The organism is Clavibacter michiganensis (assembly GCF_002151125.1).
GTDB lineage: Bacteria > Actinomycetota > Actinomycetes > Actinomycetales > Microbacteriaceae > Clavibacter > Clavibacter michiganensis_C.
In genome coordinates, this window is sequence record NZ_MDJZ01000004.1 from 196,713 (window position 1) to 214,611 (window position 17,899).

The 17,899-nt window shown below is 70.7% G+C and carries 15 protein-coding genes; 5 read left to right on the plus strand and 10 right to left on the minus strand.

What is annotated here, in order from left to right; translation table 11 throughout:
- The first annotated feature begins 73 nt into the window (after positions 1-73).
- The 5 genes from tal to pgl are packed head-to-tail and all read left to right on the plus strand — an operon-like array spanning position 74 to position 6,123.
- Positions 74-1,189, plus strand: coding sequence for a transaldolase (tal, locus tag BFL37_RS02260; protein ID WP_086513545.1), 1,116 nt, complete (start codon positions 74-76; stop codon positions 1,187-1,189).
- The gene (locus BFL37_RS02265; RefSeq protein WP_086513546.1) at positions 1,186-2,781 is read left to right on the plus strand and encodes a glucose-6-phosphate isomerase; all 1,596 of its coding nucleotides are present in this window, start codon (positions 1,186-1,188) and stop codon (positions 2,779-2,781) included. Before tal ends, BFL37_RS02265 begins: the two co-directional genes overlap by 4 nt.
- Positions 2,782-2,819: 38 nt before the next feature.
- A complete protein-coding gene (gene zwf / locus BFL37_RS02270) occupies positions 2,820-4,361 on the plus strand; it encodes a glucose-6-phosphate dehydrogenase (protein WP_086513547.1) in 1,542 nt (513 codons plus the stop codon).
- The gene (locus tag BFL37_RS02275) at positions 4,358-5,356 is read left to right on the plus strand and encodes a glucose-6-phosphate dehydrogenase assembly protein OpcA (protein ID WP_086513548.1); all 999 of its coding nucleotides are present in this window, start codon (positions 4,358-4,360) and stop codon (positions 5,354-5,356) included. The genes zwf and BFL37_RS02275 overlap by 4 nt, the downstream gene beginning before the upstream one ends.
- Positions 5,353-6,123, plus strand: a complete 771-nt coding sequence (pgl, locus tag BFL37_RS02280; protein ID WP_086513549.1) for a 6-phosphogluconolactonase — start codon at positions 5,353-5,355, stop codon at positions 6,121-6,123. The genes BFL37_RS02275 and pgl overlap by 4 nt, the downstream gene beginning before the upstream one ends.
- 196 nt (positions 6,124-6,319) lie before the next feature.
- On the opposite strand, the gene BFL37_RS02285 is transcribed toward pgl, so the two are convergent.
- The 10 genes from BFL37_RS02285 to uvrA all read right to left on the minus strand — a co-directional run bounded on the left by BFL37_RS02285 (position 6,320) and on the right by uvrA (position 17,867).
- Positions 6,320-6,688 carry an RNA polymerase-binding protein RbpA gene (locus BFL37_RS02285; RefSeq protein ID WP_043669577.1) on the minus strand — a complete coding sequence of 123 codons (369 nt, stop codon included), beginning with the start codon at positions 6,686-6,688 and terminating at the stop codon, positions 6,320-6,322.
- A gap of 11 nt (positions 6,689-6,699) precedes the next feature.
- On the minus strand, positions 6,700-6,951 hold the full coding sequence (gene secG, locus BFL37_RS02290; RefSeq protein ID WP_012038429.1) for a preprotein translocase subunit SecG: 252 nt from the start codon (positions 6,949-6,951) through the stop codon (positions 6,700-6,702).
- A 139-nt stretch (positions 6,952-7,090) separates the two neighbouring features.
- Positions 7,091-7,894, minus strand: a complete 804-nt coding sequence (tpiA, locus tag BFL37_RS02295) for a triose-phosphate isomerase (protein WP_086513550.1) — start codon at positions 7,892-7,894, stop codon at positions 7,091-7,093.
- Entirely contained in the window at positions 7,885-9,099 is a 1,215-nt protein-coding gene (locus BFL37_RS02300) for a phosphoglycerate kinase (protein WP_086513551.1), read from the minus strand. The genes tpiA and BFL37_RS02300 overlap by 10 nt, the downstream gene beginning before the upstream one ends.
- Positions 9,100-9,105: 6 nt before the next feature.
- Positions 9,106-10,113: a type I glyceraldehyde-3-phosphate dehydrogenase gene (gene gap / locus BFL37_RS02305; RefSeq protein ID WP_086513552.1), complete on the minus strand. Its 1,008-nt coding sequence runs from the start codon at positions 10,111-10,113 to the stop codon at positions 9,106-9,108.
- Positions 10,114-10,240: 127 nt separating this feature from the next.
- A complete protein-coding gene (locus tag BFL37_RS02310; RefSeq protein WP_086513553.1) occupies positions 10,241-10,867 on the minus strand; it encodes a superoxide dismutase in 627 nt (208 codons plus the stop codon).
- A 188-nt stretch (positions 10,868-11,055) separates the two neighbouring features.
- Positions 11,056-12,036: a DNA-binding protein WhiA gene (gene whiA / locus BFL37_RS02315; protein ID WP_012038434.1), complete on the minus strand. Its 981-nt coding sequence runs from the start codon at positions 12,034-12,036 to the stop codon at positions 11,056-11,058.
- A gap of 29 nt (positions 12,037-12,065) precedes the next feature.
- Positions 12,066-12,941, minus strand: coding sequence for an RNase adapter RapZ (rapZ, locus tag BFL37_RS02320; protein WP_086513554.1), 876 nt, complete (start codon positions 12,939-12,941; stop codon positions 12,066-12,068).
- A gap of 76 nt (positions 12,942-13,017) precedes the next feature.
- Positions 13,018-14,946 (minus strand): excinuclease ABC subunit UvrC, encoded by a 1,929-nt coding sequence (gene uvrC / locus BFL37_RS02325; RefSeq protein ID WP_086513555.1) that lies wholly within the window; start codon positions 14,944-14,946, stop codon positions 13,018-13,020.
- Entirely contained in the window at positions 14,946-17,867 is a 2,922-nt protein-coding gene (gene uvrA / locus BFL37_RS02330; RefSeq protein ID WP_086513556.1) for an excinuclease ABC subunit UvrA, read from the minus strand. The genes uvrC and uvrA overlap by 1 nt, the downstream gene beginning before the upstream one ends.
- Positions 17,868-17,899: the final 32 nt, after the last annotated feature.

The following is a 17,899-nucleotide window of genomic DNA, read 5'->3' on the forward strand; positions in this document are numbered from 1 at the left end:
GATCCCGGGAGGAGCGCGCCGACGCGTGCGCTCCTCCCCCACCGAACCTCACAACCAGCATGAAGAAGGCAACATGACCGACACCACTTCCCCCACCGCGCAGCTCTCCGCCGCGGGCGTCAGCATCTGGCTCGACGACCTGTCCCGCGAGCGCATCGATGCCAAGGGCATCGAGAAGGTGATCGCCGAGCGCGACGTCGTCGGCATCACGACGAACCCCACCATCTTCGCGTCCGCCCTCGCCAAGGGCGAGGCGTACGACGCCCAGGTCCGCGAGCTCGCGGCCGACGGCGCCGACGTCGACCGCGCGGTCTTCGAGATCACCACCCGCGACGTCGGCGAGGCCGCGCGCATCTTCCGCCCGGTCTACGACCGCACCGCCGGCTTCGACGGCCGCGTCTCCATCGAGGTCTCCCCCGACTTCGCGAACGACACCCAGGCGACCATCGACGAGGCCCACAAGCTGTGGGACAAGATCGCCGAGCCGAACGTCATGATCAAGATCCCCGCGACCCGCGAGGGCCTCGAGGCGATCACCGAGGTCATCGGCGCCGGCATCAGCGTCAACGTCACCCTGATCTTCTCGCTCGAGCGCTACCGCGAGGTCATCAACGCGTACCTCACCGGCCTCGAGAAGGCGAAGGCGGCGGGCATCGACCTGTCGACCATCCACTCGGTCGCCTCCTTCTTCGTGTCGCGCGTGGACACCGAGATCGACAAGCGCCTCGACGCGATCGGCACCGACGAGGCCACCGCGCTGAAGAGCAAGGCCGGCGTCGCCAACGCGCAGCTCGCCTACCAGGCCTTCGAGCAGTCCTTCGCGTCCGAGCGGGCCCAGGGCCTCCTCGGCGCCGGCGCCAACAAGCAGCGCCCCCTCTGGGCGTCGACGGGCGTCAAGAGCCCCGACCTGCCCGACACGCTCTACGTCACGCAGCTCGTCGCCGCGGACGTCGTCAACACGATGCCGGAGAAGACGCTCGACGCCACATTCGACCACGGCGTCATCGAGGGCGACACGATCACGGGCTCCTACGACGCCGCGAACGAGATCCTCAACCAGGTCGACGCGCTCGGCATCTCCTACAAGGAGGTCACGGAGCTCCTCGAGAAGGAGGGCGTCGAGAAGTTCAAGGTGTCGTGGAGCGAGCTCATCGAGACCGTCACCACCGCCCTGGACGGCGCCAAGTGAGCGTCCGCATCGCGCTGAGCGGCGCGGCGGCCACGGCCGTCGAGACCCACGTGCCCGCCCTCGTCGAGGCGCACGTCGCGTCCGGGATCACCGGGCTCGACGGCACCCTCTGGGGTCCCGACGCCGAGTCCGAGGCCACCAAGCGGCTCGGCTGGACGCAGGCGGTCGCCATCTCGCGTCCCCTCGTCGCCGAGATCACGGCGCTCCGCGAGGAGCTGCGCAGCCAGGGCGTCGACCACATCGTCCTCGGCGGCATGGGCGGATCCTCGCTCGCCCCCGAGGTCATCACCCGCACCGCGGGCGTCGAGCTCACGGTCCTCGACTCGACCGACCCGGGCCAGGTGCTCGCCGCCCTCGGCGACCGCCTCGCCACCACGGCGGTCGTCATCTCGTCGAAGTCCGGCTCCACGCTCGAGACCGACAGCCAGAAGCGCGTCTACGAGGCCTCGTTCCGCGAGGCGGGCATCGACCCGACCAGCCGCATCGTCATCGTGACCGACCCGGGCTCGCCCCTCGACGAGTCGGCCCGAGCCGACGGCTACCGCGTCTTCAACGCCGACCCCGACGTGGGCGGCCGCTACAGCGCGCTGACCGCGTTCGGCCTCGTGCCGTCCGGCCTCGCCGGCGCCGACATCTCCGGCCTGCTCGACGAGGCGGAGGCCGCCTCCGCGCAGCTGGCCGTCGACGACGTGTCGAACCCGGGCCTCGTGCTCGGCGCCGCGATCGCCGGCACCTCGCCGCTGAAGGACAAGCTCGGCATCGTCTCCGACGGCACGCACATCGTCGGCTTCGGCGACTGGGTCGAGCAGCTCATCGCCGAGTCGACGGGCAAGCTCGGCACGGGCCTCCTGCCCGTCGTGCTGCCGACCGACGCCCCCGAGCTGGGCCTCGGCCTCGCCGACCTGCAGATCGCGCGGCTCGTCGCCGACGTCGACGCGCACGACGCCGCCGACGGCGAGATCGTCATCAGCGGCACGCTCGGCGCGCAGATCCTCACGTGGGAGTACGCCGTCGCCGTCGCGGGTCGCCTGCTGGAGATCAACCCCTTCGACCAGCCCGACGTGGAGGCCGCCAAGGTCGCCGCGCGCGGACTCCTCGACGACCGTCCCGCGCCCGAGGCCCCCGTCGTCACGACGGACGGCATCGAGGTGCGCGGCACCAGCGAGGTCACCGAGGGCGCGACCGACGTCGCCTCGGCGATCGACGCCCTGCTCGCGCAGGTCGGCCCCACGGGCTACGTCGCCGTGCAGGCCTTCGTCGACCGCCTCGCGCTCCCCGAGCTCGAGCGCCTCCGCGATGCCGTCGCCCGCAAGGTCGGCCGCCCGGTCACGTTCGGCTGGGGTCCTCGGTTCCTGCACTCCACGGGGCAGTTCCACAAGGGCGGCACCCCCGTCGGCGTGTTCCTGCAGATCACCGCGGACGCGGCCTCGGACCTCGAGATCCCCGACCGCCCCTTCACCTTCGGCGAGCTCATCCAGGCCCAGGCCGCCGGCGACGCCACCGTGCTCGCCGAGCACGGCCGTCCGGTCCTGCGCCTGAACCTCACCGACCCCACCACGGACGCCCGGGCCCTGCTCTCGACGCTCGAATGACCGCATCGCCGGATCCGTCCGGCAGATCGAGGAGTTACATGTCGCCGGTGGAAATCACCCCGGAATTCAATCCACTGCGGATCCCGTCGGATCGTCGGCTGAACCGCATCGCGGGGCCGAGCAGCCTCATCATCTTCGGCGTGACGGGTGACCTGTCGCGCAAGAAGCTGATGCCGGCCGTCTACGACCTCGCCAACCGCGGGCTCCTGCCCCCGGGCTTCGCGCTCATCGGCTTCGCCCGGAGGGACTGGGAGGACCAGGACTTCGAGCAGGTCGTGTACGAGGCCGTCAAGCAGTACTCGCGCACCAAGTTCGACGAGGACGTCTGGCGCCAGCTGGCGCAGGGCATCCGCTTCGTGCAGGGCACCTTCGACGACGACGAGGCGTTCCAGACGCTGAAGGAGATCACGGAGGAGCTCGACCGCGAGCGGGGCACGATGGGCAACCACGCGTTCTACCTGTCGATCCCGCCGAAGTCCTTCCCGCTGGTCACCGAGCAGCTCCGCCGCTCGGGACTCGCGGACCAGAAGGAGGGCCACTGGCGACGCGTCGTCATCGAGAAGCCCTTCGGAAGCGACCTGAAGACGGCGCGCGAGCTCAACGCCGTCGTGGAGTCCGTCTTCCCGCCGGACTCGGTGTTCCGCATCGACCACTACCTGGGCAAGGAGACGGTCCAGAACATCCTGGCGCTGCGCTTCGCGAACCAGCTCTACGAGCCCCTGTGGAACGCGAACTACGTCGACCACGTGCAGATCACCATGGCCGAGGACATCGGCGTGGGTGGCCGTGCCGGCTACTACGACGGCATCGGCGCAGCGCGCGACGTCATCCAGAACCACCTCCTGCAGCTCCTCGCCCTCACGGCCATGGAGGAGCCCGTCGCGTTCGACGCGTCGAGCCTCCGGGACGAGAAGGAGAAGGTGCTGTCGGCGGTGCGGCTGCCGAAGGACCTCTCCACCGCCACGGCCCGCGGGCAGTACGCCGGCGGCTGGCAGGGCGGCGAGGAGGTCGTGGGCTTCCTCGACGAGGACGGCATGGACCCCGAGTCCCTGACCGAGACCTACGCGGCGATGCGCCTCGACATCAACACGCGCCGCTGGTCGGGCGTGCCGTTCTACCTGCGGGCGGGCAAGCGCCTCGGCCGCCGCGTGACGGAGATCGCGGTCGTGTTCAAGCGCGCACCGCAGAACCTGTTCGCGGAGGACCAGACGTCGGCCCTCGGGCAGAACGCGCTCGTCATCCGGGTGCAGCCCGACGAGGGCGTCACCATCCGCTTCGGGTCCAAGGTGCCGGGCGCGGGGATGCAGGTGCGCGACGTCACCATGGACTTCGGCTACGGCCACGCCTTCACGGAGGCGAGCCCGGAGGCGTACGAGCGGCTCATCCTCGATGTGCTGCTCGGCGACCCGCCGCTCTTCCCCCGCCACCAGGAGGTCGAGCTGAGCTGGAAGATCCTGGATCCCATCGAAGAATTCTGGCGCACGCAGGGCCAGCCCGAGCAGTACCGTCCGGGCACCTGGGGGCCGGCCTCGGCCGACGAGCTCCTCGCCCGCGACGGACGGACCTGGAGGCGGCCATGAGAGTCGATCTGCCGAACACCACCACCGCCAAGATCTCGAAGGCGCTCGTCAAGATCCGCGAGGAGGGCGGCGCCGTCGCGCTCGGTCGCGTCCTGACGCTCGTCATCTCCACCTCCCTCGGCAGCGAGGAGGAGGCCATCGAGGCGGCCAACGACGCCTCGCGCGAGCACCCGATGCGCGTCATCGTGATCTCCACCGAGCGCGGCTCCGCCGCGCAGACGACCACCGAGCAGGCACGGGTCGACGCGGAGATCCGCGTGGGCGGCGACGCCGGCGCGAGCGAGGTCATCGTGCTCCGCGTCTACGGCGCGGCGGCGGAGGACGAGGAGAGCCTGGTCACGGGCCTCCTCCTCCCCGACGCGCCCGTCGTGGCCTGGTGGCCGCACGATGCCCCCGCGGTCGTCAGCCAGTCGCCGCTCGGCCGCATCGCGCAGCGCCGCATCACGGACTCGTCCGCGAGCAGCAACCCGCGCATGGCCCTGCAGCACCTGGCGGAGACGTACGCCCCCGGCGACACGGACTTCGCCTGGACCCGGCTCACCCTGTGGCGGGCCCTGCTCGCCGCGGTGCTGGACCAGCCGCCGTACGAGCCCGTCACGCAGGTGGAGGTGTCCGGCGCCGCCGACTCCCCCTCCACCGTGCTGCTGGCGGCGTGGCTCGGGCTGCAGCTGCAGGTCCCGGTGCTGCACGAGGTGACCACCAGGGCCACCGGCTCGAGCGGGATCCACGGCGTGCGGCTCCACCGCCCGTCGGGGGTCATCGACCTCGACCGGCCCATCGCCAACGTGGCGACGCTCAAGCAGCCGAACCAGCCGACGCACGATGTGAGCCTCCCTCGCCGGAGCCTCCGCGACTGCCTGGCGGAGGAGCTGCGGCGCCTCGACCCCGACGCGCTCTACGGGGACGTGATCCGCCACGGTCTCGAGCAGGCGACCGCGGGCCACGGGTACATCACCGCGTCCACCACCGCACGGAAGGACTCGGGAGACCGATGACGAACGACCGCAGGGTGCTCGTGCACCCCGACAAGAAGGCCATGACCGGCTCCGTCGCCGCGCGCTTCCTCACGAAGCTCGTCGACATCCTGGACGAGGAGGAGACGGCCAACGTCGTCCTCACCGGGGGGACGGTGGGCCCGAGCATCCTCGCGGCCGTCAACGAGTCCGCGGCGCGCGACAGCGTCGACTGGACCCGCGTCCACTTCTGGTTCGGCGACGAGCGGTGGCTGCCCCAGGGCGATCCCGAGCGCAACGACACCACGGTGCGCGACGCGCTGCTCGACCACATCGAGGTGCCCGCGGAGAACGTCCACGCCATGGGCGCGAGCGACCAGGGTCTGAGCCTGGACGAGGCCGTCGCCGCGTACACGGCGGAGCTCGCCGCGCATGCCAACGGCGACACCTCGCTCCCCCGCTTCGACATCACCTTCCTCGGTGTCGGACCGGACGGGCACGTGGCCTCGCTGTTCCCGGACAGCGAGGGCATCCGCACGATGGACGCCGCCGTGATCCCCGTCCGCAACTCGCCCAAGCCGCCGGCGGAGCGCATCTCGCTGACCCTGCCGGTGCTGAACTCCTCGCTGCGCATCTGGATGGTCCTGGCCGGTCCGGACAAGGCGTTCGCTCTGGGTCTCGCCCTGGCGGGCGCCGACCGCACCGAGGTTCCCGTCGCGGGCATCAAGGGCCGCAAGCGCACGGTCTTCTTCATCGACCGCGAGGCCGCGGCGGACGTGCCGGAGAACCTGATGCTGTCGACGTACTGACACGGGCGCCGGCGCGAGCCGGCGCACGGCACGAAGGGCGGGTCCTCCGGGGCCCGCCCTTCGTCGTCCGGGAGGCGCGGGAGCCCGCGCAGCGGCTCGGCGGCTGACTCGGACGATCGACCCGGTCTGCACCCGTCCGGGAACGCGGAACGCCCCCGTCCTCGTGGACGGGGGCGTTCTGCGCGATGCGGTGGATCTACTTCGTGGCCTTGACCGTGCCGCGACGAGCACGGAGCTGCTCGAGCGCCTCCTCGAGGAGCTGGCTCGCCTCCTCCTCGCTGCGTCGCTCCTTCACGTACGCCAGGTGCGTCTTGTACGGCTCGAGCTTGGCGACCGACGGCGGGTTGGCCTTGTCGCGTCCCGCGGGGAGACCGGACTGCGGGGAGTCGATGGTCGCCGGGATCTCCTCCTCGGGGAGGTTCGCCGCGAAGTGGCGGACGGTCTCGTTGCCGAGGGCGTCCCAGTACGAGATCGAGATGCGCTCCGCGTGGAAGCCTCGGTCCTGCTCGCCCATGGGGCCCGCGCCGACGCGCGAACCGCGGATGGCGCTTCCTCCTGATGCCATGTGGCTGCTCCCTACAATCCGGTGTCGAACTTGGTGATCAGCCCGAGGACCACGATGCACGTGACCCAGACGAGGCCGAGGATGACGGTGATGCGGTTCAGGTTCCGCTCCGCGACTCCCGACGAGCCGAGGCTCGAGGTCGTGCCGCCTCCGAACATGTCGGACAGACCGCCGCCCCGCCCCTTGTGCAGGAGGATGAGCATGGTCAGCAGGAGGCTGGTGATTCCCAGAACCACCTGCAGGACTACCTGGAGGATTTCCACGTGCGGCCTTTCGGGTGCGGTGCTGTGGCCGAGTCGACCGATGGACGGCCGATGGGCCGTTGTCGATTATAGCGGGCGCCTGGATGCGGCGAGCCGCCCGCGCCCGGGAGGACGCGAGCGGCTCGAGGTGCGTGCGGGATCAGACCCCGACGTGCGAGCGGAAGCGCGCGATCGCGGAGAACTCCTGCACGTCGAGGCTGGCGCCGCCGACGAGGGCCCCGTCGACGTCCGGCTCGCGGAGGAAGCCCGCGATGTTGCCGGACTTGACCGAGCCGCCGTAGAGGATGCGCGTGGCCTTCGCCGCGTCGTCGCCGAGCAGCTCGGCGACCACCGCGCGGAGCGGCGCTGCGACCTGCTGCGCCTGCTCCGGGGTCGCGGCCTGGCCGGACCCGATGGCCCAGACGGGCTCGTAGGCGACGACGACGTCGGCGCCCTTCGGCAGGCCCTGGAGCGCGACGCGCAGCTGCGCGACGGGGACGGCGCTGGCGCCGTGCTCCTCGAGGTCGGCCGCGGTCTCGCCCACGCAGATGACGGGCACGATGCCGTGCTTCACGGCCGCCACGGACTTGGCGGCCACCTGCTCGTCGGTCTCGCCGTGCAGCGTGCGCCGCTCGGAGTGGCCGACGATGACGTAGCGGCAGGCGAGCTGCGCCAGGAACGCCGCGGAGATCTCCCCCGTGTACGCCCCGGACTCGTGCTCGGAGACATCCTGCGCGCCGTAGGCCAGCTCGAGCTTGTCGGCCGAGACGAGCGTCTGCACGCTGCGGATGTCGGTGGCCGGCGGGAACACCGCGACCTCCGCCTCCTGGTAGTCGTGCTTCGCGTCCTTGAGGCTCCACGCGAGCTTCTGCACGAAGGCGATGGCCTGGAGGTGGTCCAGGTTCATCTTCCAGTTGCCCGCGATGAGGGGCGTGCGCCCCTGCGGGCGATCGGTCACTGCCATCCGAGGACCTCCAGTCCCGGCAGGCGCTTCCCCTCGAGGAACTCGAGGCTCGCGCCGCCTCCGGTCGAGATGTGACCGAACCGGTCATCATCGAATCCGAGCGCGCGGACCGCGGAGGCGCTGTCGCCGCCGCCGACCACGGAGAGCCCCTCGACGCGGGTGAGCGCGTCGGCGACCGTCTTCGTGCCGGCCGCGAACGGCTCCAGCTCGAAGACGCCCATGGGCCCGTTCCAGAACACCGTCGTGGAGCCGCGGATGATCGTCGCGAACGCGTCGGCGGTCTCGGGGCCGATGTCGAGCCCGATCCCCTTCGCGCCCGCGGGCGTCCCCTCGATGGCGTCGGCGCGGGTGACCTCGTGGGCGGCGTCGGCGGAGAACCCGTCGGCCACGACCACGTCGGTCGGGAGCACGATCTTCACGCCACGCTCCTCGGCCTCCGCCAGGTAGCCCTTGACGGTCTCGACCTGGTCCTCCTCGAGGAGGCTCGCGCCCACCTCGTGGCCCTGCGCCTTCAGGAACGTGAACAGCATGCCGCCGCCGATGAGCAGCGAGTCCACCCGCGGGAGCAGGTGGCCGATGACGCCGAGCTTGTCGGACACCTTGGATCCGCCGAGCACGACCGCGTAGGGACGCTCCGGGTTCTCCGTCAGGCGGTCGAGGACCTCGAGCTCGCTCGCGATGAGCGATCCCGCGGCGCTCGGCAGCGCCGACGCCAGCTCGAACACGCTGGCCTGCTTGCGGTGGACGACGCCGAAGCCGTCGGACACGAACGCGTCCCCCAGCTCGGCGATGGCCGCCGCGAAGCCGCGGCGCACGTCCTCGTCCTTGCTCGTCTCCTCCGCGTGGAAGCGGAGGTTCTCGAGCACGACGACGTCGCCATCGCCGAGGGCCGTGACGGCCCCGCGGGCGGAGTCGCCCACGGTGTCCGTCGCGAACGCCACGTCCGCTCCGAGCAGCTCGCCGAGGCGGGCGGCGACGGGTCGCAGGCTGTACTTCTCGTCGGGCGTGCCGTCGGGGCGGCCGAGGTGGGAGATCACGACGACGCGGGCTCCGGCCTCGCGGAGACCCGAGAGGGTCCCCAGCGAGGCGCGGATGCGGCCGTCATCGCCGATGACGCCGTCCTTCAGCGGGACGTTGAGGTCGCAGCGCACGATGACGCGCCGGCCCCGCAGATCCCCCAGGGAGTCGATGGTGCGGAGTGCCACGGCCGGTTACAGGCGATCGGCGACGTACTCGGTGAGGTCGACGAGGCGGTTGGAGTAGCCCCACTCGTTGTCGTACCACGACGCGACCTTGACCTGGTTGCCGATGACCTTGGTGAGGCCGGCGTCGAAGATCGAGGAGTGCGGGTCGTTGACGATGTCGCTCGAGACGATGGGGTCCTCGGTGTACTTGAGGATGCCCTTGAGGGGGCCCTCGGCGGCGGCCTTGTACGCGGCGTTGACCTGCTCGACCGTGACGTTCGCCGAGGTCTCGATGGTGAGGTCCGTGATCGAGCCGGTGGGCACGGGCACGCGGAGCGCGTAGCCGTCGAGCTTGCCGACGAGCTCGGGGATCACGAGGCCGAGCGCCTTCGCGGCACCCGTCGACGTGGGGATGATGTTGGCCGCGGCGGCGCGCGCGCGACGGAGGTCGCTGTGCGGGCCGTCCTGCAGGTTCTGGTCGGCCGTGTACGCGTGGACCGTCGTCATGAGCCCGCGCTCGATGCCGAACTCGTCGAGGAAGACCTTGGCGAGGGGCGCGAGGCAGTTCGTGGTGCACGACGCGTTGGAGATGACGTCGTGGGTGGCGGGGTCGTAGGTGCCCTCGTTGACGCCGAGGACCAGGGTCGCGACGTTGTCGCCCGTGGCGGGCGCGGAGACGAGGACCTTCTTGGCGCCGGCCGTGATGTGCTTGCGCGCGTCCTCCGCCTTCGTGAAGCGGCCGGTGGACTCGATGACGATCTCGACGCCCAGCTCGCCCCAGGGGAGGTTCGCGGGGTCGCGCTCCTCGAGCACGCGGATGGCCTTGCCGTCGACGATGATGTTGTCGCCGTCGAGCTCGACGGTCGCGTCGAGGCGGCCCGTGATGGAGTCGTACTTGAGCAGGTGCGCGAGCGCCTTGTTGTCGGTGAGGTCGTTCACCGCGACGATCTCGATGTCGCTGCCCTTGGCGAGCGCGGCGCGGAAGTAGTTGCGGCCGATGCGGCCGAAGCCGTTGATGCCGATCTTGACGGTCACGTGTTCTCCTGATGTTCTGCGCGCTCGGGGGCGGCGGTGGGTGATGGAGGTCGGGGTCTTCGGGGAGCCGTGGCGTGCGGGATCCGCGGGCGGCCGGGGTCTCCCGGCCGACCGCCCGCGGATGCGGCTACGAGAGGAGGAAGAGGCCCTGCGTCTTCGTGCGGGCGGCCTCGAAGCGCGCCTGCACGTCGGCCCAGTTGACGATGTTCCAGAACGCCTTGACGTAGTCGGCCTTGACGTTGACGTAGTCGAGGTAGAAGGCGTGCTCCCACATGTCGAGCAGGAGGATCGGCACCGTCGCCGCGGCCAGGTTGCCCTGGTGGTCGTACAGCTGCTCGATGATGAGCTTCTGGCCGAGCGAGTCCCACGCGAGGATGCTCCAGCCGGAGCCCTGGATGCCGAGGGCCGACGCGGTGAAGTGCGCCTGGAACTTCTCGTACGAGCCGAAGAACTCGTCGATGGCCGCGGCCAGCTCGCCGGTGGGCTTGTCGCCGCCGTCCGGGCTGAGGTTGTTCCAGAACACCGTGTGGTTGACGTGACCCGCGAGGTTGAACGCCAGGTCCTTCTGCAGCTTGTTGACGAAGGTCAGGTCGCCGGCGTCGCGCGCCTCCTGCAGCTTGACGAGGGCGGTGTTCGCGCCGTCGACGTAGGTCTTGTGGTGCTTGTCGTGGTGCAGCTCCATGATGCGGCCGCTGATGCTCGGCTCGAGGGCCGAGTAGTCGTACGGGAGGTCGACGAGAGTGTAGTCAGCCATAGGTGTATCTCCTCTTCATTGCCCGGGGGCTCCCGGCCAGAGGCCGGGGGTGGGTGACGGATCGAGTCTAGTCCGGCGGCCCTCCGCGCCACCTGGCCGGATGACGCCCGGCGTCCGGCGGACGAGCGCGCGCCGCGGGAGTCGCGGGAGTCGCGGGAGTCGCACGCCGTCGGCGCGGATTCCGCGGATCAGACGTCGTCGAGGTCGGCCGGGAGGTTCGCGTCGGTGCCGGGCAGGCCCTCGTCGACGGCCTTCTTGTCGGCCATCGCGAGCAGACGGCGGATGCGCCCGGCGACGGCGTCCTTCGTCATGGGCGGGTCGGCGTGGTGGCCCAGCTCGTCGAGGCTGGAGTCGCGGAAGCGGAGGCGCAGGTCGCCGGCGTACTTAAGGTGCTCGGGGATGTCCGGGCCGAGGATCTCCATGGCGCGCTCGACGCGGGCGCACGCCGCGACGGCGGCCTGGGCCGAGCGGCGCAGGTTCGCGTCGTCGAAGTTGACGAGCCGGTTGGCGGTGGCCCGCACCTCGCGGCGCTGGCGCATCTCCTCCCAGTTGACGACCGTGCCCTGCGCGCCCATGACGCGCAGCATCTGCCCGATGGCGTCGCCGTCGCGGATGACGACGCGGTGCACGCCGCGCACCTCGCGCGCCTTGGCGCTCACGTCGAGGCGGCCGGCGGCGCCGACGAGCGCCATGGCCGCCTCGTTGCCGGGGCAGGTGACCTCCAGCGCGGCCGAGCGGCCGGGATCCGTGAGCGTGCCCGCGGCGAGGAACGCGCCGCGCCAGACGGCGGCGATCTCCTCGCGGGAGCCCGTGGTGAGGCGGTTCGGCAGGCCGCGGATGGGGCGGCGGCGCGCGTCGAGCAGGCCGGTCTGGCGGGCGAGCGTCTCGCCGCCCTCCATCACGCGCACGAGGTAGTGCGTGGCGCGGCGCATGCCGGACGCGGGGATGACGGAGATGTCGCTGCGGACCCCGTAGAGCTCGGCCAGGTCCTTGCGGACACGGCGCGCGAGGAGCGGGGTGTCCAGCTCGGACTCGACGGCGATGCGGTTCGAGATGAGGTGCAGCCCCCCGGAGAAGCGGAGGATCGTGGCCAGCTCGGCCGCCCTCACCGTGGTCTTGCTGACCTCGACGCGTGACAGTTCTTCCTTGACGTCCGAGGTCAGAGGCAAATGCTTACTCCCTTGATGAGATGGGTGCCCTACTCCCGGCCGAGGTCGCGGTGCTTGGTGCTGACAGCGACGCCGGGAAGGGCGCGGAGGAGGCTGGAGAGCTCCTCGGCGACGGCGACCGAGCGGTGCTTGCCGCCGGTACAGCCGATAGCGATCGTAGCGTGTCTCTTGTTCTCCCGCTGGTACCCGGAGAGCACCGGGGCGAGCGCGCGGGCGTACGCGTGGACGAACTCCTCGGCGCCCTCCTGGCCCAGCACGTAGTCGCTCACGGCCCGGTCGCGGCCCGTCAGCGGACGGAGCTCCGGGGTCCAGAACGGGTTCGGGAGGAACCTCATGTCGGCCACCATGTCGGCGTCCGCCGGGGTGCCGTACTTGAAGCCGAAGCTCATGACGGTGACGCGCACCCCGGCGTCGTCCGCGCCGCTGAACTGCTCGGTGATCGCCGTCGCGAGCTGGTGGATGTTCAGCTCGGACGTGTCGATGACGAGGTCGCTGGCCTCGCGGATCTCGATCATGCGGGCGCGCTCGGCCGCGATGCCGTCGAGGAGCGTGCCGTTGCCCTGCAGGGGGTGCGGGCGACGGACCTGCTCGAAGCGCCGAACGAGCGCCGCGTCGGTGGCCTCGAGGAAGAGGACGCGGAGGCGGGGGCCGGTACCGAAGGTCTGCAGGACGTCGCGCAGCTCGGAGAAGAAGTCGCCGCCGCGGACGTCGACCACGGCCGCGATCTTCGGCAGCGACGTGCCGGCGCGACCGGCGAGCTCGACGAGCGGCTTGAGCATCTGCGGCGGGAGGTTGTCGACGACGTACCAGCCGAGGTCCTCCAGCGCGTTGCCGACGGTGGAGCGGCCCGCGCCGGACATCCCCGTCACGATCATGACGTCCTGCTGGGGGATCTCCACGCTCATGCGGGCATGCACCTCTCGTCGCGCCGGTCGATGGATCCAGTCTAGGCGCGACCCGCGACACCGGACCGGGCGCGGGTCACGAGCGCAGCCGCTCGTACACGGCCTGCGCGAGCGTCGGGCCGATCGTGCGGACCGCGGCGATCTCCTCGACCTCGGCCTGCTTGAGCTTCGCGACGGATCCGAACTGCTGGAGCAGCCGCTGCACGCGCGACGGCCCGAGCCCGGGGATCTCGTTGAGCACCGACGTGATGTCGCGCTTGCGGCGGGACCGCTGGTGCGTGATCGCGAAGCGGTGCGCCTCGTCGCGGATGCGCTGGATGAGGAAGAGGGCGTCGCTGTTGCGCGGCAGGATGACGGGAAAGTCGGAGTCCGGCAGCCAGATCTCCTCCAGGCGCTTGGCGATGCCCGCCAGCTGGATCCCGGTGACACCCGACTCCTCGAGGGCCCGCTGCGCCGCGGCCACCTGCGGCTGGCCGCCGTCGACGATGAGCAGGTTCGGGCTGTACGAGAACTTGTTGACCGGCGGCGCCTCGCCGAGCTCCGGCGGCGCGGCGTCGGCCGGCACCTCCGCCTCCTTGCCGAGGTAGGCGAGGCGCCGGGTGATGACCTGGTGGATCGACTCGGTGTCGTCCGTGGACTCGGCGATGTTGAAGCGGCGGTACTGGTCCTTGCGCGGCAGGCCGTCCTCGAACACGACCATGGACGCGACGATGTTCGTGCCGCTCAGGTGCGAGACGTCGTAGCACTCCATCCGCAGCGGCGCGTCGGGCATGCCGAGCGCCTCCTGGATGTCGGCGAGGGCCTTCGACCGGGTCGTGAAGTCGGAGCTGCGCCGCGTCTTGTAGAGCATCAGCGCGTTCTGCGCGTTGGTGGCGGCGGTGTGCGCGAGCGCGGCCTTGTCGCCCCGCTGCGCGACGCGGAGGTCGACCTGCCAGGAGCTCGGGCGCCCGCGGCGCACGGTGCCGTCGTCCTCCCCCGCGGCGCGGCGCTGGCTGAGCCACAGCTCGAGCTCCGCGGCGTCGGCCGGCAGCTCCGGCACGAGGACCTCGCGCGGCGGGTGCGCCTCGTCCTCGTAGGCGTTGTGCAGCACGGTCTCGACGAGCTCGCCGATCCCGATGTCGAGCTCCTTGTCGACGACCCAGGTGCGCGTGCCCCGGATGCGCCCGCCGCGGACCATGAACTGCTGGACGGCGGCGGCGAGCTCGTCGGCGGCGATGCCGAAGACGTCGGCGTCCACCCGGTCGTCGAACACGACCGCGGTCTTGGAGAGGGCGGCCTCCAACGCGCCGATGTCGTCGCGGTGGCGGGCGGCGGACTCGTAGTCCATCTCCGCCGCGGCGTCCTTCATCCGCTGCGTGAGCTGGCCCACGTACTTCGAGTCGTTGCCCGCCATGAAGCTCACGAAGTCGTCCGCGATCTCGCGGTGCTCCTCGTCCGACACGCGGCCCACGCACGGGGCGGCGCAGCGCCCGATGTCGCCCAGCAGGCACGGCCGGTTCGTCTGCCGCGCGCGCTTGAAGGTGCTCTCCGAGCAGGACCGCATCGGGAACACCTTGAGCAGGTGGTCGACCGTCTCGCGGATGGCCCAGACCTTGGTGTACGGACCGAAGTACCTGGCGCCGCGGATCTTCCGGTTGCGCGTGACCATCACCCGCGGGTAGTCCTCACCCAGCGTGACCGCGAGGTACGGGTACGACTTGTCGTCCCGGAACTTCACGTTGAAGGGCGGGTCGAACTCCTTGATCCACGTGAACTCGAGCTGGAGCGCCTCGAACTCGCTGCCGACCACGGTCCACTCGACGCCGGCCGCGGACGTGACCATGCGCCGCGTGCGCTCGTGCAGGCTCTCGAGCGGCGCGAAGTAGTTGGCGAGCCGGGCCCGGAGGTTGTTCGCCTTGCCCACGTACAGCACGCGGTCCGCGGCGTCGCGGAAGCGGTACACGCCCGGCGACGTGGGGATCTCCCCCGCCGCCGGGCGGTAGCCGACGGTGTCGGTGCGGGCCATCAGCCGGCCGCGCGCTCCTCGCGCGCACGCTGGGACTCGATCGCCGCCGTCTCGGCCTCGGCGTCGAGGACCTCCTTGAGGAAGCCTCCCGTGTAGCTCTCCGGCACGGTGGCCAGGTGCTCGGGCGTGCCGGTGGCGAGCACCGTGCCGCCGCCCGCGCCGCCCTCGGGCCCCATGTCGATGAGCCAGTCGGCGGACTTGATGACGTCGAGGTTGTGCTCGATGACGATGACGGTGTTGCCCTTGTCGACCAGCCCGTTGAGCACGAGGAGGAGCTTCCGCACGTCCTCGAAGTGGAGGCCGGTGGTCGGCTCGTCGAGCACGTAGATGCTCCGCCCGTTGGACCGGCGCTGCAGCTCGGTGGACAGCTTGACGCGCTGCGCCTCGCCGCCGGAGAGCGTCGTGGCGCTCTGGCCGAGCCGCACGTAGCCGAGGCCCACGTCCACCAGCGTCTTCATGAAGCGGTGGATGGCCTGGATCGGCTCGAAGAACTCGGCCGCCTCGCTGATGGACATGTCCAGCACCTCGGCGATGCTCTTGCCCTTGTAGTGGACGCTGAGGGTGTCGCGGTTGTAGCGCGCTCCCCCGCAGACCTCGCAGGCCACGTACACGTCGGGCAGGAAGTTCATCTCGATCTTGATGGTGCCGTCGCCCGAGCACGCCTCGCAGCGCCCGCCCTTGACGTTGAAGCTGAAGCGGCCGGGCAGGTACCCGCGGGCCTTGGCCTCGGTGGTCTCCGCGAAGAGGTTGCGGATCCGGTCGAACACGCCCGTGTAGGTGGCCGGGTTCGACCGCGGCGTCCGGCCGATGGGGTTCTGGTCGACGTGGACGACCTTGTCGAGGTTCTCGAGGCCGGTGACGCGGGAGTGCTTGCCCGGCACCTTGCGGGCGCCGTTGAGCTCGTTGGCGAGCACCCGGTAGAGGATGTCGTTCACGAGCGACGACTTGCCGGATCCGCTGACGCCCGTGACGGCCGTGAGCGTGCCGAGCGGGAACGTCGCGGTGACGTTCTGCAGGTTGTTGGCGCGGGCGCCCACGACCTGGATCTGCCGCTTCCTGTCGATCTTGCGGCGCTTCGTCGGCGTCGCTATGGCGCGGCGGCCCGCCAGGTAGTCGCCCGTGAGCGACTCGCGGTTCTCGATGAGGCCCTCGTAGGAGCCGGAGTGCACGACCTTGCCGCCGTTGACGCCGGCCCCGGGGCCGATGTCGACGATCCAGTCGGCCGTGCGGATGGTGTCCTCGTCGTGCTCGACGACGATGAGGGTGTTTCCGAGGTCGCGCAGCTTGACGAGCGTCTCGATGAGGCGGCGGTTGTCGCGCTGGTGCAGGCCGATGGACGGCTCGTCCAGCACGTAGAGCACGCCCGTGAGCCCCGAGCCGATCTGCGTGGCCAGCCGGATGCGCTGCGCCTCGCCGCCCGAGAGCGAGGCGGCCGCCCGCGCGAGGTTGAGGTAGTTGAGGCCGACCTCGATGAGGAACTCGAGGCGCACGCGGATCTCCCGGAGCACCTGCGCGGCGATGTGCGCCTCGCGGTCGGTGAGCTCGAGCTGCGCCATGAACTCCTGGGCGTCCGAGAGGCTCATCTCGGCGACGTCGGCGATGTTCGCTCCGTGGACGAGCACCGCGAGCACCTCGGGCTTGAGGCGCTTGCCGTCGCACACCGGGCACGGGATCTCGCGGAGGTACTCGCCCCAGCGCGCCCGCTGGTTGTCGGTCTCCGCCTGCGCGAACTGGCGCTCGATGTACGGCATGACGCCCTCGAAGCCCGACGAGTAGGTCATCTCGCGGCCGTAGCGGTTCTTCCACTTGACCTGGACCTCGAAGTCGTTGCCGCGGAGGACCGCCTCGCGGACCTCCTCCGAGAGCTTCCGCCACGGCGTGGTGAGAGAGAACTTGAGGTCGCGCGCGAGGCCCGCGAGCAGCTTCTCGTAGTACTGGAACAGGCCCTTGCCCTGCGTGGTCCACGGCAGGATCACGCCGTCGGCGATGCTCAGCGACTCGTCGCCGATGAGGAGCTCCTGGTCCACCGACATGCGCGTGCCGAGGCCCGAGCACTCGGGGCAGGCGCCGAACGGCGCGTTGAAGGAGAAGGTGCGCGGCTCGATCTCGGTGAGCTGGATCGGGTGGTTGTTCGGGCAGGACAGCTTCTCCGAGTACGTGCGGAGGCCGCCGGGGCCCTCGACGTCGACGAAGTCGATCATGACGATGCCGTCGGTGAGCCGGAGCGCCGTCTCGAGCGAGTCCGTGAGGCGCCCGAGGATATCGTCGCTCGCGACGAGGCGGTCGACCACCACGGAGATGTCGTGCTTGTACTGCTTCTTGAGCTTCGGCGGCGAGCTGAGCTGGATGAGCTCCCCGTCGACGATGGCCCGCGAGTAGCCGCCGGACGCGAGCTCGGCGAACAGGTCGACGAACTCGCCCTTCTTCTGCGAGACGATCGGGCTGACGACCTGGTACCGGGTGCCGGTCTCGAGCTCCATGAGCTGGTCGGCGATCTGCTGCACGGTCTGGCGGGAGATGCGCTCGCCGCAGACGGGACAGTGCGCGACGCCGATGCGCGCCCAGAGCAGGCGCATGTAGTCGAAGATCTCGGTGATGGTGCCCACCGTGGAGCGCGGGTTGCGGTTGGTGGACTTCTGGTCGATGGAGACCGCGGGGCTCAGGCCCTCGATGAAGTCGACGTCCGGCCGGTCGACCTGGCCGAGGAACTGGCGCGCGTACGCGGACAGCGACTCGACGTACCGGCGCTGGCCCTCGGCGAAGATCGTGTCGAACGCGAGGGACGACTTGCCGGAGCCCGACAGGCCCGTGAAGACGACGAGCGAGTCGCGCGGGATGTCGAGGTCGACGTCGCGGAGGTTGTGGACGCGAGCGCCGCGCACGCTGAGGAGGGAGGAGGACTCGACGGGGGAGATTGACACCTGTCCATCGTATGCGTCGCCACCGACAGCGA